16 protein-coding genes are annotated in these 17335 nt (G+C 68.8%); 5 read left to right on the top strand and 11 right to left on the bottom strand.

All coding sequences use genetic code 11. The annotated features are described in order from the left end of the window. Positions 1–4 precede the first annotated feature (4 nt). Positions 5–2992, bottom strand: a complete 2988-nt coding sequence (locus IB269_RS06620; protein WP_192366710.1) for a DUF4132 domain-containing protein — start codon at positions 2990–2992, stop codon at positions 5–7. 70 nt (positions 2993–3062) lie between these two features. After that, on the bottom strand, positions 3063–6005 hold the full coding sequence (locus IB269_RS06615; protein ID WP_192366709.1) for a DUF4132 domain-containing protein: 2943 nt from the start codon (positions 6003–6005) through the stop codon (positions 3063–3065). Positions 6006–6397: 392 nt separating this feature from the next. On the opposite strand from IB269_RS06615, the gene IB269_RS06610 reads away from it, so the two are divergent. Next, positions 6398–7114, top strand: a complete 717-nt coding sequence (locus IB269_RS06610; RefSeq protein ID WP_192366708.1) for an alanyl-tRNA editing protein — start codon at positions 6398–6400, stop codon at positions 7112–7114. 43 nt (positions 7115–7157) lie between these two features. On the opposite strand, the gene IB269_RS06605 is transcribed toward IB269_RS06610, so the two are convergent. Next, positions 7158–7448, bottom strand: coding sequence for a hypothetical protein (locus IB269_RS06605; RefSeq protein WP_043821386.1), 291 nt, complete (start codon positions 7446–7448; stop codon positions 7158–7160). Between the two features lie 328 nt (positions 7449–7776). Here IB269_RS06605 and azu point away from each other — a divergent pair, with 328 nt between their 5' ends. Beyond that, a complete protein-coding gene (gene azu / locus IB269_RS06600) occupies positions 7777–8235 on the top strand; it encodes an azurin (RefSeq protein WP_012206029.1) in 459 nt (152 codons plus the stop codon). Positions 8236–8378: 143 nt separating this feature from the next. Here azu and IB269_RS06595 read toward each other — a convergent pair whose 3' ends face one another. The 3 genes from IB269_RS06595 to IB269_RS06585 all read right to left on the bottom strand — a co-directional run bounded on the left by IB269_RS06595 (position 8379) and on the right by IB269_RS06585 (position 10755). Then, the gene (locus tag IB269_RS06595) at positions 8379–8888 is read right to left on the bottom strand and encodes a hypothetical protein (protein ID WP_192366707.1); all 510 of its coding nucleotides are present in this window, start codon (positions 8886–8888) and stop codon (positions 8379–8381) included. Beyond that, positions 8875–10212, bottom strand: a complete 1338-nt coding sequence (locus tag IB269_RS06590) for a hemolysin family protein (RefSeq protein ID WP_192366706.1) — start codon at positions 10210–10212, stop codon at positions 8875–8877. Before IB269_RS06590 ends, IB269_RS06595 begins: the two co-directional genes overlap by 14 nt. 180 nt (positions 10213–10392) lie before the next feature. Then, complete coding sequence (locus IB269_RS06585; RefSeq protein WP_192366705.1) at positions 10393–10755, bottom strand: hypothetical protein; 363 nt, start codon at positions 10753–10755, stop codon at positions 10393–10395. A 133-nt stretch (positions 10756–10888) separates the two neighbouring features. On the opposite strand from IB269_RS06585, the gene IB269_RS06580 reads away from it, so the two are divergent. The 3 genes from IB269_RS06580 to IB269_RS06570 all read left to right on the top strand — a co-directional run bounded on the left by IB269_RS06580 (position 10889) and on the right by IB269_RS06570 (position 13275). Then, complete coding sequence (locus IB269_RS06580) at positions 10889–11395, top strand: hypothetical protein (protein WP_012206033.1); 507 nt, start codon at positions 10889–10891, stop codon at positions 11393–11395. Positions 11396–11622: 227 nt separating this feature from the next. Then, the gene (locus IB269_RS06575) at positions 11623–12240 is read left to right on the top strand and encodes a cysteine hydrolase family protein (RefSeq protein ID WP_192366704.1); all 618 of its coding nucleotides are present in this window, start codon (positions 11623–11625) and stop codon (positions 12238–12240) included. Between the two features lie 147 nt (positions 12241–12387). Further along, a complete protein-coding gene (locus tag IB269_RS06570; RefSeq protein ID WP_192366703.1) occupies positions 12388–13275 on the top strand; it encodes a class I SAM-dependent methyltransferase in 888 nt (295 codons plus the stop codon). A 67-nt stretch (positions 13276–13342) separates the two neighbouring features. On the opposite strand, the gene IB269_RS06565 is transcribed toward IB269_RS06570, so the two are convergent. From IB269_RS06565 to IB269_RS06545, 5 genes are all read right to left on the bottom strand, one after another. Next, entirely contained in the window at positions 13343–13990 is a 648-nt protein-coding gene (locus IB269_RS06565) for a nitroreductase (RefSeq protein WP_065347680.1), read from the bottom strand. Beyond that, positions 13987–14490: a ferric iron uptake transcriptional regulator gene (gene fur, locus IB269_RS06560; RefSeq protein WP_012206037.1), complete on the bottom strand. Its 504-nt coding sequence runs from the start codon at positions 14488–14490 to the stop codon at positions 13987–13989. The genes IB269_RS06565 and fur overlap by 4 nt, the downstream gene beginning before the upstream one ends. Further along, entirely contained in the window at positions 14487–15092 is a 606-nt protein-coding gene (locus IB269_RS06555; protein WP_063325936.1) for a DUF2325 domain-containing protein, read from the bottom strand. The genes fur and IB269_RS06555 overlap by 4 nt, the downstream gene beginning before the upstream one ends. A 303-nt stretch (positions 15093–15395) precedes the next feature. Beyond that, positions 15396–16427 (bottom strand): c-type cytochrome, encoded by a 1032-nt coding sequence (locus IB269_RS06550; protein WP_192366702.1) that lies wholly within the window; start codon positions 16425–16427, stop codon positions 15396–15398. A gap of 17 nt (positions 16428–16444) precedes the next feature. Further along, complete coding sequence (locus IB269_RS06545) at positions 16445–17212, bottom strand: c-type cytochrome (RefSeq protein WP_192366921.1); 768 nt, start codon at positions 17210–17212, stop codon at positions 16445–16447. Positions 17213–17335: the final 123 nt, after the last annotated feature.

The following is a 17335-nucleotide window of genomic DNA, read 5'->3' as shown; positions in this document are numbered from 1 at the left end:
GGAGTCAAACCTGGGCTGCAGCTGCTGCGGCTGCAGCGCGCGAAGCCAGGGCCTGGAGCATGGCGCACAGCGACGCCTGCAGCGGCAGCGGCCATTCGGCCGGGGGCAGCAGGCGGTCGGCGGCCATGTCGCGCAGGGCAAAGCCTTCGATGTCGATCTCATGGCCGGGCTCGTAGTACGGCATGGCCGCGCTGTGCAGCAGTTCCACGCGCCAGCGCTGCACGGCAAAGTCCCGCAGGTGCAGGTAGATGCCGGGGCCATCGCACACAGGGCCGGCATGAAAGCGCCATGGCCCTGCCAGGCCGTCCAGCGCCTGCTGCGTGAGCCGTATCGGTGCCAGGGGCTGCAGCAGTTCCTGCTGCCACTGGCTGGCCAGCGGCAGGTCGGCGGGTGCATCGACCTGCTCGATCAGGGCCTTGAGGCCGTAGTCGGCCAGGCATTCACGCCACTGCGCACGCTCCTGTTCGGTGGCCTGCGCGGGGTGCCACAGGGCGATGCGGCCCTCGGCCGGCAGTGGCACCGCGTCGCTCTCGGCATCGACCAGGGACAGGTCTTCGGCAATGCGCAGGCTGAACGGCTGGCCGGCCGCCGGCTCCACCCGCCAGACCAGGCCCTGTGCCACCACGCGCAGCAGCGGGTGCTCCAGGAAGAGGCGGCGCCAGGTGTCCAGCGGCCAGTGCCGGCCCAGCATCAGGCAGGACTGCAGGCGCGGCGCCTGCTGCTGCAGCACGGCCTTGATGCCTTTGGACAGCGTCTTGAGCCGCGCGGCGGCCGCATCCCACTCCGTGCGCAGCCCCTCGTCGGCCAGGGCCGGCAGGCTGCGCACCAGCTTGCCGGCCGGCGTGCGCAGGCGCAGCGACAGGTCGCCCTGCAGCAGCACGTCATAGGTCTGCGCGCCCACCTGCAATTGCACGCCCCGGCCCAGGTCGAAGTCCGGGGTCAGCTCGTCGCTGAGGTCGGCCAGCGCCATGCCGCGCCGCGTGGCGGCCTCGGCCAGCACGGCCTGTGCAGCGGCCAGCACGCTGGGCTTGAGCGTCTTGCCGGTGGCCAGGGCCTGCACGCAGGACAGGGCATAGACCGTGTCGAGCCGGCCTAGCTGCTGCAGCGCGACCACGGCACGCTCCTTGCGCGTCTTGTGCCAGGCCAGGGCGGCCGAGGAGAGCACATCGACGATGCGATCGTCCGCCGCGCCGGGCAGCAGCTTGAGCACCCAGCGCGATTCGGGCGCGCCATCGGCAGCCACCCAGTGCTGGACCAGGGCCAGAGCCAGCCGCACGCGATTCTCGGCGCTGGCCTGAGCCAGCAGTTGGTGGGCCAGCGCCGGCAGCTCCTGCGGGCTGGTGGCCGCCAGGTGCAGCAGCGCACGCGCGGCCTGGGCGGACAGGGGCGCGAGCAGGTCCAGCAGCGCCGGCTGGTCCAGCGCGGCAATGGCGGGCGACAGGCGCTGCAGGCTGGCGGCCTGGGCTTCAAGCTCTGCCAGGGAGCCGGCACCATCGCTGCCTGCCGGCGCGGCCTCGCCGGCAGGTGGCCTGGCTGCGTCCGCAACCGGGGCTGCGGCACCCAGATCCTTCAGGCGCGCCTGCACCGGGCCTTGCTCGGCCACCTCCAGCAATCCACCGGACAGCAGTGCCGACAGCAGGCTGCCAGACGCCGGATCAGGATGGGCCACCAGCACATCGCGGTAGGCCAGCACCAGGTTCTTGTTGGGCTTGGCCAGCCAGCCGGCGGCCTGGGGCGCATCCACGGGCAAGGCAGACAGGGCCTGGGCCAGCGCCGCACGCAAGCCCTTGGAGGCACTGCTGGAGGCGGCCTTGCCCAGTTGCGGCAGCAGCCGCTGCAGCGTGTCCACGCGCAGCGCGGGCAGAAGGTGCGTGAGCGGGCCGGCGGCCAGCCGGGCCAGGTCGCCAGGGCGATCGGCCAGCAAGGTTTCGGCCACCGGGGCGTAGCCGGCGCGGTCGGATTCGTGCTTGCAGCCGTCTGCGCAGGCCGGCAATAGCAGCGGCAGCAGGGCCGGCCACCGGGCGTCCCACAGCCGCTGCGCCACGGCGGGATTGATCGCAAGGTGGCCCAGTTGCTTGAACCAGGCGGCCAGGGGGGCGGCATCGGTCTGCAGCATGCGCTCCACCAGGACACGGTCATGCGGCCAGTCATCGTCCGAGGCAAAGCACAGGGCCTTGAACAGGTCCTGGGCCAGCAGGTCGCGGCGCGCGGCATCGGCCGTCTCCCAGCGCGATGCAATCAGCACGGGCTCGGGCAGGCGCAGCTGGTCAAGCACGGCGGGGAATTGCGCAAAAAAATCCCGCCACAGCGCCCAGCGCTGCGCTGCAGGCCGCGTGCGCTGCAGCGGCAGCTGGCGTTGGACGATGTCGCGGCTGAGCTGGCCGCCGCCGTCCTCGATGGCCATGGCCAGCAGTTCGGGCTCGGGCAGCTGGTGCAGCAGGTGCTGCCAGTGGCAGTAGTACTGCGCGCCGGGCGCAATGCCGGCCTTTGCGCTCAGTTCCCGCGCCCAGCGCAGCAGGCCGATGATCTCGGCACTGGACATGCCTTCATGGCCCAGCACGCCAAACACCTGCCTGAGCACGAGGTCGTAGCCATCGCGCAGTCTCCAGGGCTGGTGGGTGCGGCTGCCCCAGTCATCCAGCCAGGCGCGGGCCAGTGCCGTCAGCTCTGCGGTCAGCTCGGCACTGCGCCGGGGCACGCCCGAGTTGCCCCCATAGAACTGTCCCAGCGGAAGGCTGATGTGCGCCAGCGCCAGCCACAGCGCGTGGTCGCGCTGCCAGGGCGCATGCTCGCCGGGCAGCTGGTGCAACCGCTCCTGGCACAGGCTGCTGCTGTCGCGCAGGAAGTCCGCCACCTCGGCATCACGCCCCTGGGCCAGGCGCTTTGCCAGTTCGGCGGCAAAGGCCGGCATGCCCTCGCGCCCGGCCGGCGCGGCCGTGTGCAGTTCGTACAAAGCCTGCAGGGGAAGCGCTGCTGTCTCGTTGTTGCTCATGGTCTGTGGAGTCTTGGGTGATGGGCGGTCGGGCGGCCAACGTTTCAAGGGAGCAAAGGTTCACAAAGGCTCAAGCAGCCGCCTTGGCCGCCAGGGCAAGCCACTGGCCTTGCAGCGTGGCCAGCAGCGGCTTGGGCAGCCGCGCCGGGTCGGCGCTGGCCCCGTATTCCTTGCTCAGGTCGTGCACGCGCAGGCCTTCCACGGCCACGGGCAGGCCCAGGTCCAGGTAGGGCGGGAAATAGCCGTGCGACAGCTCCAGGCTCAGCTCCAGCGCGGGCAGGCGCCACACATGCTCATTGATGCTGGGGCCATCGCCCACGGGGCCGGGCCGGTAGCCGAACTTCTTGAGCAGGCCGCCGAGCTGCTCCTGCGCCAGCGTGATCGGCGCGGGCGGCAGCAGCATGCCGTTCTTGAACTGGCCTGGCGCGGGCTGCTCGGCGCAGGCGCCCAGCTGGTCAACCAGGGGCTCCAGCTCATAGTCGGCCATGTAGGTTTGCCAGGCTTCGCGCTCGCCGGGCTGGGCCGTGGCCGGATGCCAGAGGCTGATGCTGCAGCCTGCCGGCAGGGCCACGGTTTCATCCTCCACATCGACCAGCGAGAAATCCTCGGCCAGGCGAAAGCTGGTGCGCGCCAGGCCCGGCGCATCCTCTGCGCGCCAGATCAGGCTGCGTCCCACGATGCGCAGCAGCGGGTGGGCCACGAACAGCCGCTGCCAGCGATCCAGCGGCCAGCGCTTGCCGCTGACCAGGGCCGCCAGCATGCGCGGCGCCTGCTGCTTGACCACGGTCTTGAGGCTGGTGGCCAGGGTCTTGAGCTGCGCGGTGGCGGCCTCCCATTCGGGCTTGAGCGCCTCGTCCTTGACCGCAGGAATGGTCTTGCTGGCCTTGTTTTTGTCGTTGATGACGCGCAGGCTCAGATCGCCCTGCAGCTCCACGCGGTAGCTCTGCGGCCCGACCGTGACCGTCAGGCCCTGGCCCAGGCCGAAGTCGGGGGTCAGCTCGTCGAAGAGTTCGGGCACGCTCATCTTGCGGCGGGCAGCGGCAGCGCGCAGGGCGATGCGCGCCGTGCGCTGCACCTGGTCCTTGAGCGAGCGCGACTCGGAGATCTCCTGCACGCGCAGCAGAGCGTAGAGGCTGTCCACCTCGCCCAGATGCTCCACGGCGGCGGCCGCGCGCTGCAGGCGCGGGCGGTTCCAGGCCTGGACGGCGGACACCAGCGCATCGACCACGCGGTCATCGGCATGGCCGGGCAGCAGCCTGAGCGCCCAGCGCTGCTTGGGTTCGCCCTCGGAAGCAATCCATTGCTGCACCAGGGCCAGCGCCAGGCGGGCACGGTTGTCGGCCGGAATGCGCGCCAGCAGCTCGCCGGCCAGCGGCGGCAAGCCGCCTTCGGCAATGGCGGACACATGCAGCAGCACGCGGGCCGCGTGTTCGGACAGCGGCGCGCACAGCGCCAGCAGCTCGGGCGTGTCAAAGGGCTTGATGGCCGCGCTCAGGCGCTTGATGGAGGCGAGCTGGGCTTCCAGGTCCACGCCGCCAGCGGCAGACGCTGGCGATGCGGCATCTGCCTGGCTTTCATCCGATGTCGAGGCGCCCTGCCCTGTCAGGCCCAACTGCTGCAGCCGCTGCTGCACGCTGCTGGCCGAGGCCGCATCCAGCTTGCCGCCGGCCAGCAACTGCGCCAGCAAGGGACCGACAGCGGGGTCGGGATGGGCCAGCAGCACGTCGCGGCAGGTCAGCAGCAGGTTCTTGGGCGGCTTGTTCAGCCAGCCGGCATCCACCAAGCTGGCCAGCGGAATATGGGCGGCCAGGCCGGCCATGGCGGCGCGCAGGCCCTTGGCGCTGCTGCCTGCGATGAGCGGGGTCAAGGTGGGCAGCGTAGCCTTCAGGCTGGCGGTGTCGAACGCGGGCAGCACATTGACCAGATCCTTGACAGGCACCTCGGCCAGATCGGCCGGGCGGCGGGTCACCAGTTCGCGGATCACGCTGCGGTAGCGGCGCAGCTCGTCCTCGCGGTCGCAGCGCTGGGCAATGGCCGGCAGCAGCAGGGGCAGCAAGGCGGCATCGTCGTGCTTCATGACATGCATGGCCAGCGCCAGGCTGATCTGGTAGCGGCCGTTCTCACGCAGCTGCTTGGCAAAGGGCGCGGGATCCTCGGCCACCAGGCGGTCCAGCAATTGCAATGCGCTCGTCCGCTCGGCGCGCTGGGAGTAGGTCAATTGGCTGAGCAGCAGCGCGGCCAGTTCCTCTCGCCGGGGCGCGCCGGCACTGGCCCAGCGCTGCCCGATCAGGTCGGGATCATCTATGTAGGATTTGTCGAAGAGCTGGGGATGCTCGGCAAAAAAAGGCAGCCAGTCCTTCCAGCCCTGGCCCTTGGGCTGCCTGGGCTGGCGCTCGTTGCGGTAGTGGTCCAGCACATCGTCGAACAGCTTGCCGCCCACGGCGGCGTAGCGCAGCAGATCGGCATCGTTCAACTGGGCGACCAGGGGCTTCCAGGCCGCGTGGTACTCATGGTTGCGGCGGAACCCGGCCTCCTCGCGCAGCGCCAGCGCCCAGTCCAGCGTGGACGTCACCTCTTCATAGGGCATGCCGGGATAACTGAGCCAGGGCAGCAGGCTGCCGAGCACCAAGCCTATGCCCTTGTACACAGGCAGGTCGGCGCTGCGGGCGTGGGCCAGCCATTGCTCGGCCAGCATACGCACTTCGGCAGCCACATGGGCATTGGTCAGCTCCTCGCTGCGGCCCGACAGCACATGGCCGCGCGGCACGGTGAGCCGCGCAAAGGCCAGCCAGCGATCGCCGTCACGCGACCAGGGTGCGTCGCTGCCGCTCAGATGCCCCAGGATGTTGAGACAACGCTCCTCGCAGCCGCGCAGGAAGGTGCGTACCTCGTCGGCCCGCCCGTCATGCAGGCGGGAGTCGAGTTCGGCGGCAAAGGCCTCGTCGCTGAGGCTTTCATGCAGCCGGTCATAGAGATCACTCAGGGAAGCCGCGTGAAGATCGGTAGTGCTCATAAAGATGAGGAGATGAACAATGTGGGCAGCCGCAAACCAGGGCCTGCCGGGATGGAGACGGGGGTGGAGCCTGCACCGGACGGAAGCAGAAGTTCTTGATCCATCCGGACAGTCCCTCGGAAAACTCACAGATTCATGCCCTGCGTATGTCGTCAGCTTTGGAAAAATCTGTAGCGCCATCCGCAACGGCCACGCCATTGTTCCCCGGCACGCACGCGGTGCGGGCGCCGATCTTGTCAGGTCGCGGGCACCGCCACTTGACAGGCTGTCAAGCAGGCGACTGCCACCGCTGCGGGCCATGGACTGTACTGGGGACTTTTCGCCCAGGCGTACTGCCCGGCCCTGCCATGCCGCCGATACCATGGACCACGACATGACCCCAGAGACACCCCATGCCCCTGCCCCAGACGCACAAGCTCTTTGACGACGACGCCTACCTGGACCGCTGCGAAGCCACCGTGACGGCCGTCAGCCCCGAAGGCATCGAGCTCGATGCCACGGTCTGCTATGCCCGCAGCGGCGGCCAGGCCGGCGACACCGGCACGCTGACCCTGGCCGACGGCCGCAGCCTGGCGCTGATCGACACCGTCTATGCCGATGACCGGCAGCGCATCCTGCATGTGCTGCAGACCGATGCCCCGCCCCAGGTGGGTGAACGTGTCCAGGTGGTGATTGACTGGGACAGGCGCCACCGGCTGATGCGCCTGCACACCTGCCTGCACCTGCTGGGCGTGCTGGTGCCTGTGCCCGTGACGGGCTGCAGCATCTCGCCGGACTCGGCACGCCTGGATTTCGACCTGCCCGAGTCCACGCTGGACAAGACCGATCTGACGGAGCGCCTGAACGCCCTGATCACCGCCAGCCATGCCGTGAACGTGGACCGCATCACGCCCGAGCAACTGGCTGCACAGCCCGACCTGGTGCGCACCGCAGGCGCCGCGCCCCCAGGCGGCACCTCCACGATCCGCATCATCGACATCCCCGGCCTGGACCGCCAGCCCTGCGGCGGCACGCATGTGCGTAGCACGGCCGAGATAGGCACGGTCGCAGTCACCAAGATCGAGAAGAAAAGCCGCACCAACCGGCGCGTGGTGGTGCAGTTCGCCTGACGCCTGCCAAACCTGTCGATGCCAGACCTGTCGATGCCAGGCCTCAGGACATCCAGGACCTGGGCGCCACGGGCCCGCTCGCCTCAGGGGGCCCATCGCCTCCCTGGGCCAGCCCCTCGCCCTGGCTGCCGGACTTTCGCACCAGTTGCAGGATCTGGTCGAGCTGGTCATGCTCGACGGCGATCGAGTGCAATCTGAACAGCACATAGGGAATGAGGACGCTGGCGCAGGCCATGGCCGCCAGCGCCGCCTGTTGATGGGAGCTGTCGACGAAGAACGCCGTCAGCAGAAAGATGGCGCCGATGATCGAGCCTATGAAAACAAGCAATCTCATACATTCCCTCTATTTCCCGCAATCGTACCCAAATGTGACTGACGTGAGTAGAGGCATGCGAGCTGTGGGGTTGCCCGTCGCCAAAAGACCACGGGCGGCAAAACCGTTTTCCTGCGGCAGCCCGAATGCATGCCCTGCATGCGCGACGCCATACCGCATGCTCCAAGCGCAAGTCTTCGAACTCTTTTGACTTGATTCAAATCAACCTGCCGCCCCCGATCCTGTCTATGCTTGGGGCAGCCATACAAAGCATCCATGGCGACAGACCGCCTGCCGGTCCATGGCCCTCGGATGCCAGCCACCTCACCCGCTTTTCAAGGAGAAAACAATGGCAAAGCAATGGAAGCCCGTCCTCTTGGCCCTCGCAATGACTGCCGTCGCCGCGCCTGTGCTGGCCGCCGACTGCGCCGTCGAGATCGAAGGCAATGACGCCATGCAATTCAACAAGCCCACCATCAGCGTGCCCGCCAGCTGCAAGCAGTTCACGGTCAAGCTCAAGCATGTGGGCAAGCTGCCCAAGACGGCCATGGGCCACAACTGGGTGCTGAGCAAGACGGCCGACCTGCAGCCCGTGGCCAATGACGGCATCGCCGCTGGTGCGGCCAAGGACTTCGTGAAGGAAAAGGATGCCCGCGTGATCGCCCACACCAAGGTGATCGGCGGCGGCGAGAGCGATTCCGTCACCTTCTCCACCGCCGCCCTGAAGGCCGGCGAGGCCTACAGCTACTTTTGCTCCTTCCCCGGCCACTCCGCGCTGATGAAGGGCACGCTGACGCTGGCCAAGTAAGCCGGCGATCTGCCTTGTGCGCGGGGCTCTCGTCCCGCGTTCAAACCGGCGGCACTTCGGTGCCGCCTTTTGTTTTCAAGGGCGCGCGAAGCGGCTTGCCTGCCGCGCTCCGTGCCATGGCGATGCCGCCTTCAACGTCAGTGTCAGTGCCGGCTTGCGGCCCGGCCATGCGAGAGGCCCTGCATTTCCACGCAGCCCTTTTGCATCAGCCGCAGCAGCAGCTGGGTCCAGCTGGCGTCGGCCCATCTGGCGCTTTCCAGCACCAGGGAGCGCGCGGCCTGCAGGCCGTCGCCGGGCTGCAGCTCCACGCGGAAACTGCCGCGTTCGCGCTGGGCCGTGACGGCCACCACGCTGCCCAGCAGGGCGATGTCATGCGAAGGCCTGGGGCCCTGCGGGCCGTCCAGGTCCACGCGCAGCACGCAGCCGGGGCGCAGTTCGTAGGTCCATCGATGGTCGGCATGGCCGGCCGCGCCCATGGCGTTCATTTCGGCAAGCCGCTGCTCCTGGGTCATGTCGTAGGGGCTGATGATGGGTGCCTGCTGCTGCGGGTAGCCCTGCACGCCGTCCAGGCAGGCGGCCATGAAGACCACGGCCGCCGCGCATGCCAGCAGTTTCCATGCGCCGCGAGGGCCCCGGCGTTCAGCGCGCGGCATGGGCCGCACCGCCGTCTTCACCACCCGGCACCTGCAGCGACACGTCCACGCGCATGGCCAGCACCTTGTCGATGGCCTTGCCGTCCATGTCCACCACCTCGAAGCGCCAGCCTTCCCATTGCACGGTGTCGGTGACACACGGCAGCCGGCCCGTGAGCAGCATGACCATGCCGGCCAGCGTGTGGTAGCGGCCGCGCTCTTCCTCGGGCACGGTGGCCAGCTCCAGCCGGTCCTTGAGTTCGGGCACGGGGATGTGGCCGTCCAGCAGCCAGCTGCCGTCCTCGCGCTGCAGCGCCCAGGAGTTGCGCGGATCGCGGGGCTGGAATTCGCCCGTGATGGCCTCCACCAGGTCCTGCAGGGTGACGATTCCCTGGACCTCGCCGTACTCGTCGATCACGAAGGCCATGTGCACGTCGGACAGGCGAAAGCTCTCCAGCAGTTCCATGCCGGTGATGGTCTCGGGCACATAGAGCGCGGTCTGCATGGGCTGGTCCGTCAGGCCCTGCTCCTTGCCCTGCAGCGCGCGCGACAGCCACTGGCGCGCGTTGAGCACGCCGATGATGGAGTCCATGCCGCCGCGCACCACGGGAAAGCGCGCGTGGTCGGACTGCTCGATCACGCGCAGGTTGTCCTCGAACGGCGCATCCGCATCCAGGCAGACCACGTCGCTGCGCGGCACCATGAGCGAGCCGATCTGGCGGTCATCAAGGCGGAACACGTTGCGCACCATGGTGTGCTCGTGCGATTCGATGACGCCGGCCGTCGTGCCTTCGGCCAGCATGGCGTGGATCTCTTCCTCGGTGACGGCGCTGCCGCTGTTTTCCTTGACGCCCAGCAGGCGCAGCAGCGCATGGGTGGACACGGACAGCAGCACCACGAAGGGCTTGGTCAGATGGGCCAGCCAGTTGACTGGGCGTGCGATCAGGCGCGCAAAGGTCTCTGGGTAGGTCTGGCCGATGCGCTTGGGCACCAGCTCGCCGACGACGATGGAGAAATAGGTGATCAGCACCACCACCAGCGCCGTGGCCGTGTAGCCGCCGTAGGGCGCGGGCACGCCCAGGCGCTGCAGCCACTCGGCCAGGGGGGCGGCCAGCGCGGCCTCGCCGACGATGCCGTTGAGCACGCCGATGGAGGTGATGCCGATCTGGATGGTGGACAGAAAGCGCGTGGGGTCGGCCCCCAGCTGCGCGGCGGCGGCGGCGCCGGCATCGCCCTCGTCAATGAGTTTTTGCAGGCGCGCCTTGCGCGCCGTCACCAGCGCGATCTCGGACATGGCGAAGACGCCATTGAGCAGGATCAGCGCAAAAAGTATGGCAATTTCCATGATGCGTGTTGTGGGAACCGGGAGCCGCAGCTGCGGCAGAAAGGGCCCATGCGGCGATGGGTCCGGGAAGAAGGAAAGCCAGGGGCCAGCCCGGCAGCCGGGCATTCAGGACAGGGTCCCGAAGCGGCAGAGGCACCGCAGGCGCAGGGCACTGCAGGTCAGAAAAACGGCAATGGGGGATCAGGCTGCCCGGGGAGGCCGGTCGGGCGGTGCCAGGCTGCGCCAAGGGCCTTCGCGCAGGCTGGCGGTGATGTGGCGCCCGGCCTGCAGGCGGGGCGCCGGCATGCCGTCCACGGCGTGCACGACATCGGGGAGGTCCTGATGATCGTCCATCAGCGCGTGGTCGAAGTCATCGAGCAGGGAGACCGTGTCCACCCGCGGCGCCGCCGCGCGCTCCGGGCCGGCGCAGGCCGCGCGCGGGTGGACACCGGGCGGCTCGCATGGCTCGTGCGGCAGGGCGCGCCATGGCGCAAGCCCCAGCGTGGACAAAGCCACGCTGACGACAAAGTGCAGGGAGAAAACCGCGATGAACCATCTGGACATGGTCCTCGGATTCTATCCATGCCCGTGACCCGCAGACAGGCAGGCCGCCTGTCCACCGCTGTTCGCCGCTTCCTACAAGCGGCGCGCCGCAGCCGTGGAAACATGCGCCACGGCCCACTCTCCGCCCTCTGCCATGAAAGCCATCCATACCCTTTTCACCGTGTTGCACGCCCTCATCGCGCTGCTGTTTTCGCTGGCCGCCGTGGCCCTGCTCTGGATCGCGGGCCTGAAGGGCTGGAACGCCATGGCGCATGGCGTGGATGGCGAATCGGGCCTGCGCATCGTCGAGGCGCTGGGCATCCTGGCCTCCGGCGTGGTTGCACTGCAGATCGCCCAGACCATCACCGAAGAGGAAGTCATACGCGAGGCCCACATCAGCGGCCCCACGCGCGTGCGCCGCTTTCTCTCGCGCTTTCTGGTGGTGCTGGTCGTCGCGCTGGCTGTGGAGGCCCTGGTCGCTGCCTTCAAGACGCAGGAAGAACCCGCCCACCTGCTCTACCCCGCCGCCCTGGTCAGCGCCGTGGGTGTCCTGCTGCTGGGCTGGGGCGCCTTCATCCACCTCAATCGCTCCGCCGAGGAGCTGGAGCCCGAGGCCATGGAAGAAGCCAAGGGCGAGGACCACAAGGTCAACAAGTCGTGAGGGCCAGGCCCGCGCACGCAAGGGTTGACAGGCCGCATCGCCGGCCTCAGGATGCGCGGATGGTTTTTGCCACGCACCGCCTCACCACCACCACCACGACCGCCAACGGCGGACCGTGGACGGATACCTGAGCGCCGCAAGGCAGCCACCATCCCCCAAGGCCCCGCCCACGATGGACGGGGCCTTTGCGTTTCTCCGTGCATCCAGGGCATCACCGGAGAGACTTCATGCAGATTCCCCCTTCCACCGCTTCCGCCCCATCCGCCCCTTCCGCCCCTTCCGCCGCTTCCTCCCCATCCTCGACGGCCGCACCGGACGCCCCACGGCGTGCCCTGCTCGTCATCGACATGCAGCAAGGCCTTTTCAACGGCAGCGATGCGCCGTTCGACAAGGACCGCGTGCTGGCGAACACCCGACAACTGATCGCCCGCGCCCGTGAAGCCGGCGCGCCCATCTTCGCTGCGCGCCACACCGGCCCTGCAGGCTCGCCGATCGCCCCGGGCAGCCCGCTCACGCAACTGCTGCCGCAGCTGGGCATCGATGCGCAGCGGGACCGCGTCTTCGACAAGACACGGCCCAGCTGCTTCGAGGGCACCGGCCTGGCCACCTGGCTTGCCGAAGCCGGGATTGCCGAACTGGTCATCGCCGGCATGAAGACCGAGTTCTGCGTGGACACCACCTGCCGTGCCGCAGCCGGCCTGGGCTTTCGCCCGGTGCTGGTGGCGGATGCCCATACCACCACCGATTCGCCGCTGCTGCAGGCCGGGCTCATCATCGGCCACCACAACCGCACGCTGGGCGGCGCCTTTGCGCAACTGGTGCAGACTGCGGACTGCCGGTTCTGAACGGACTTCGCGCATGATGGCCATGGCAGCGTCACGTGTCGTGCCGTGGCAGCCTTGCATCAAGCCAATATGAATGATTTCCGTTAACTGGTTCATGACGTGCGCAGGCCTGGCATGCTGGCCTGCAGCGCACCACAGGAGCGAGCAATGCCCGAACGTCTTGCACCGTCGGCCGGCCCGGCTTTCACCGATGCGCCGCCCTCCACGCCCCGGCAGGAAAAACTGTCCGACGTCAGCGAGACGCTGCGCATTCCGCTGACCGCCCGCGCCCTGGGCGACCGGCTGTTTCCGGGCATGGCCGTCAGCGATGCCCATGCCTTGGACACCCTGACCCAGCTGGGCGACGACGGCAGCCGCTGGCTGCAGGACAGGCAGAGCATCTACGGCGTGCTGGCGCGCACGCACTGCTTTCGCGCGCTGGCGCAGGACTTTCTCCGGCGCCAGCCGCAGGGCCATGTGGTGAACCTGGGCTGCGGCCTCAGCGACTATTTCCAATGGCTGGACAACGGGCAGATGCACATGACGGATGCGGACCTGGGGCCGGTGGTCGCACTGCGCAGGCAGTTGCTGCCCTGGCAATCGGAGCGCCAGGAGATCCGCGAATTCGACCTGGTCGACGCCGACTGGTGGCAGCGGCTGGGACTGCCGGCCGACAGGTCAGGGCCTGCCGTCTTCATGATGGCCGAAGGCGTTTCCATGTACCTGCAAAAAGAGCAGATACAGGCGCTGTGGACCACGTTTGCGCAATGCAGCCCGCCGGGTTCGGAACTGGTGTTCGACGCCATGTGCTGGCTGGCCGCCGGGCGCGCAAGCCAGCACCCCTCGGTCCGGCTCACCCAGGCCCAGTTCCATTGGGGCCTGCGCCGCGAGGCCGATCTGGCGCAAGCCCATCCGCGCCTGCAGCTGGTGGCCGCGCACCAGGTGATGGAAGGCTACGGCCCGCCCTACTCGCTGGTGGGGCCGGCATTCCGCTGGACCTTTGGCGTGCACTTCTATGCCATCTACCAGTTGAAGTCGGTCGAGACGGCGGCTTAGGCCGATTGCGCAGCCGCAACGAAAGATGCCCGGTCAAGCCGGGCATCCTTGTTTCTGGGAACCAGGATCAGCCTTCGTCGGCCGCGCTGGAGGACAGGGCCAGGGCCAGGCCTTGCACCAGGTCTTGCCCGGGCTGCCATTCGCGCACAAAGCGGTTGCGCGGCGGCCGCAGGGCTTCGCGGCCGGCCGAGACGGGCGTGCCCACATACAGCAGGCCGACGAGCCGGTCATGGGGCTCGAATCCCAGGGCCTCGCGCACACGGGCATCGTGGCTGTTGGCGCCGCTGGCCCAGAAGCCGCCAAAGCCCAGGATGTGCAGGGCGTTGAGCATGTTCATGGCGGCAGCGCCTCCGGCCAGCAGCTGCTCGCTTTCAGGCACCTTGTGCTCGGGCTGCAGGTGCACGCCCAGCGCGATGATCAGCGGGGCCGACAGGGCCTTGGCGCGGAATCGCTCGGCGTCGGCCTGCGGGTCGCGCGCCTTGGCTGCCTGCACGAACACCTCGCCCAGCGCATGGCGCGCATCGCCCTGCACCAGCACGAAGCGCCAGGGGCGCAGCTGGCCGTGGTCGGGGGCGCGCAAGGCCGCGTCGATGACGGTGTCGATCACGCCGGGGCCGGGCGCCGGCTCCTGCAGCGGCCAGCGTGACTGGCGCGACATCAGCAGGTCCAGCGCGGCGCGCTGCTCGGGGGTCAGGGATCTGTCGTTGGTGCTCATTCGTTGTCCTGCAGCGCAGGCTGTCTTGCCTGCACGGGCTGTGCCGGTGATTCGGGTGGCAGCTGCGAGCACGCGCCGCAATGGCCGTACAGGGCCAGGCGGTGGTCGGCCAGGCGGTAGCCGTGGGCCTGGGCCACCTGGTGCTGCAGCGCCTCGATGTGGTCGTTGCTGAATTCATCCACGCGCCCGCACTGCAGGCAGATCAGGTGGTCATGGTGCGGCCCCTCATTGAGCTCGAACACCGCCTTGCCGCTTTCAAAGGTCTGGCGCAGCAGCAGGCCTGCGGCCTCCAGCTGCGACAGCACGCGGTAGACGGTGGCCAGGCCCACTTCGGCACGCCGCTCGGCCAGCAGGCGGAACACGTCCTCGGCATGCAGGTGGCGCGATGCGCTCTGCCTGAAGATTTCCAGCACCTGCATGCGCGGCAGCGTGGCCTTCAGGCCGACGCTGCGCAGTTCGGGTTCGCCGCCCGGGCTCAGGGGCATCTTGCTGCGTGTCATGCGGTGGTGTCTCCGTGTGTCAGTGTCATGGCGGGGTTGTCGCCGCCTTCGGCACCCCGGTGTATGCGGACGATGCGCAGCGCATCGGGCTGCTCGACCAACACGCAGGTCTTGCCCGTGCGCTGGCAATGGTCCTGTACGCGCCAGTACTCGCCGTGGCTCAGGCAGCCGGTCTGGCAGATCACCAGATCGGCCTCGCGCAGGCTGGCCTCGAAGGCTTCGGCGTCCTGCTCGGGCTCCCGCGCAGGCATGGCGGGCTGGGCCACGGGCGCGGCCGTCTGGCGCTGCCAGCGTGCGCGCTCGCGCAACAGGTCCTGCACGCGCACCAGCAGCGACTCCACGCGCCGTGCCAGCGTGACGCGGCGCGAGAGGCCGGGAATGGCCTTTTCCAGCGCCTCGCGCTCCTCGCGCGCCCACAGCAGCTGGGTTTCCTTGGCCATCAAGGCCGCGCGCTGGCGGATCACCAGCCTTTGCAGCCTCTCTATTTCCTGGGCTTGAAGGCACAGCAGCTCGCTGCTGCGCAACTGGGCGTGGCCGTAGCCACGCAGCAGCACCTGGTGCTCATGCGCCAGTTGCTGAATGTCGTCCAAGGTCTGGGTCATGGTTTCCTCGGCAAACCTGAGCATTGCGCGGTGGTCGCGCGAAGGCCTTTGCGCATGGCCCTGTGCGGCACGGGCCTGGCTTGCCGGCAAGGCGGTGTGCTGCGGTGCAAGCCGGATGCGCTGGCAAATCAGTGAGAATGATTCTTATTAAATCATGAAATGCCGGCCGTCAAACCGATGACCGTACGCCGTCTGGTGCAAAGGCCGCACCGGCGCAGATGCGCTTGCAGGGTGGCCGTCAGCGCCCTGCCATGTACGGCAACGCAGGCCTGCGCCCGGCCCGCCGTTGCCTGTCCGACCTGCTCAAAGACCCTTGAGCAGCCGGCCGTTGACCTCGGTGCCGTACAGCGAGAACGGAGTGTCGTGGAACTGCTTGCGCGTGTCGGCCACGTTGCCGGTGAAGCGCGGGTCCTGGGGGCGCTCCATGCTGTTGATGTAGGTGGCCACGTCCCAGGCTTCCTGGTCGTCCAGCGTGGGATTGCCGTAGGGCATGTTGCCCTTGATGAAGCTGGCGGCCTTGTCCACCTCGTGCGTGCCCGCGCCCCAGTTGTAGGACTGCTTGCCCCACAGCGGCGGGAACACGGTCACGCCGCCCGCTTCCTGGCCCTGGCCCTGCGCGCCGTGACACAGCGCGCACTTGGCCTCGTAGACCTTGGCGCCGCGCTCGAAGCTGGGCTCCTGCGCGGCCTTGCCCACCTTGGTGAAGCCCGCGCCCGGCAGCTTCTCGCCCGTGGGCGCCTTCTGGGCCATCCAGTAGGCGTAGGCCTCCAGCGCCACGAGGATGTCGTGGCCGTCGTCGGGGGCCTTGCCGTTCATGCTGTACATGAAGCAGCCGCGCACGCGCTCGGCAAAGGTGTCCACGTGGTTGGTCTTTTTGCGGTAGGCCGGGTACAGCGGGTAGGCACCCCACATGGGTGCGGCGCCCTTGAGCCGGCCTGCGTCCAGATGGCAGTTCACGCAGTTGAGGGTGTTGCCCGAAAAGCCCACGGCGTTGGCCGGCGTGCGCAGGAAGATGGCCTCGCCACGGCGAATCCACTCGCCCATGGGCGTGTCGGGAATGTCGCGGGCACCGGGGGGTGTGAAGGCGCCGCCGTCGGCAGCCACTTTCACGGCCTGGGAAGTGACCTGGGCATTCGCATTTGCATCGGCCCTGGCAGCGGTGGCAGCCGCAGCGGGGACCGCGCCCGCGCGGGCCGGCGCAGGTGGCATGTCTGGCTGGCTGATGTACATGCCATAGGCGAGCGCGCCCGCCAGGCCGGCGAACAGGCAGGCGACGACGACGTACTCGGCGGTATTGGAGTTTTGAGAGGCGCGGGTGGGTTGTGTGTCGGACATGTTCGGCTCCCGGTCCATCAGGGTTTGGCTGGCGCGGAGGCCGTGGCTGCGGTGCTGGTGCTGGAGCTGGTGCTGGTGCCATGCAGGCGGGCGTAGTAGGCCGCCACGGCCTGGATGTCCGCGGGCGAGAGCTTTTGCGCGACCTTGCCCATGAGGCCCAGCGGGCCGGCCTCGCGCTGGCCCTTGTTCCAGGCGGCGACCTGGCTTTGCATGTAGTCGGCCGTCAGGTGGCCGATGGCCGGGAAATCGGCGCCCACGCCCACGCCGCCCGGGCCGTGGCATTGGGCACAGGCGGGAATGCCGTCCGCCCAGCGGCCACGCTCGACCAGCCAGGCGCCGTCATCGTCCTTGCCCTTGGGCAGGGGGCCGCGCACGGGCTGGATGGGCAGCGGCAGGCTGGCGTAATAGGCCGAGACGTCGGCGCGGTCCTGGGCCGACAGGGCCTTGGCCATGGGCGCCATCACGGGGGCCTGGCGGCTGCCGTCGGCCAGGTGCTGGAGCTGGCGCGCCAGATAGCCGGCGTGCTGGCCGGCCAGGGCCGGAAAGCCCGCCATGCCCTCGCCCTTGGCGCCGTGGCAGGTGGCGCATGCCGCCGCACCCTGGGGCGTGCCCGACTGGGCGATTTTCTGGCCGGCTGCTGCACTGCCTTGCACCGCAGCTGTGGGCGCTGCTGCGGGCGCTGGTGCCTTGGGCGCGGCGTCTTGCGCCCAGGCGCTGCCCATCAGCATGCAGATGCCGATGGCGATGCACGACCGGGACAGGGTCTGTTTGTTCATGCGGATCATCGTGGGAAGAGGCATTTGCCCTGCCATGCGTCCGCGCCACGCACCCAGGAGCGCACGGCTGCGGCGGACAGGATCGAATAGGGATACCGGCCGCCGCCCCGCAAGGCGCAATGCCCGCAGGGC

It is taken from the genome of Delftia sp. DLF01, from assembly GCF_014852125.1.
Classification (GTDB): Bacteria; Pseudomonadota; Gammaproteobacteria; order Burkholderiales; family Burkholderiaceae_C; genus Comamonas; species Comamonas acidovorans.
The sequence above is the reverse complement of the archived record's forward strand: the minus strand, read 5'-3'. Positions and strand labels throughout refer to the sequence as shown.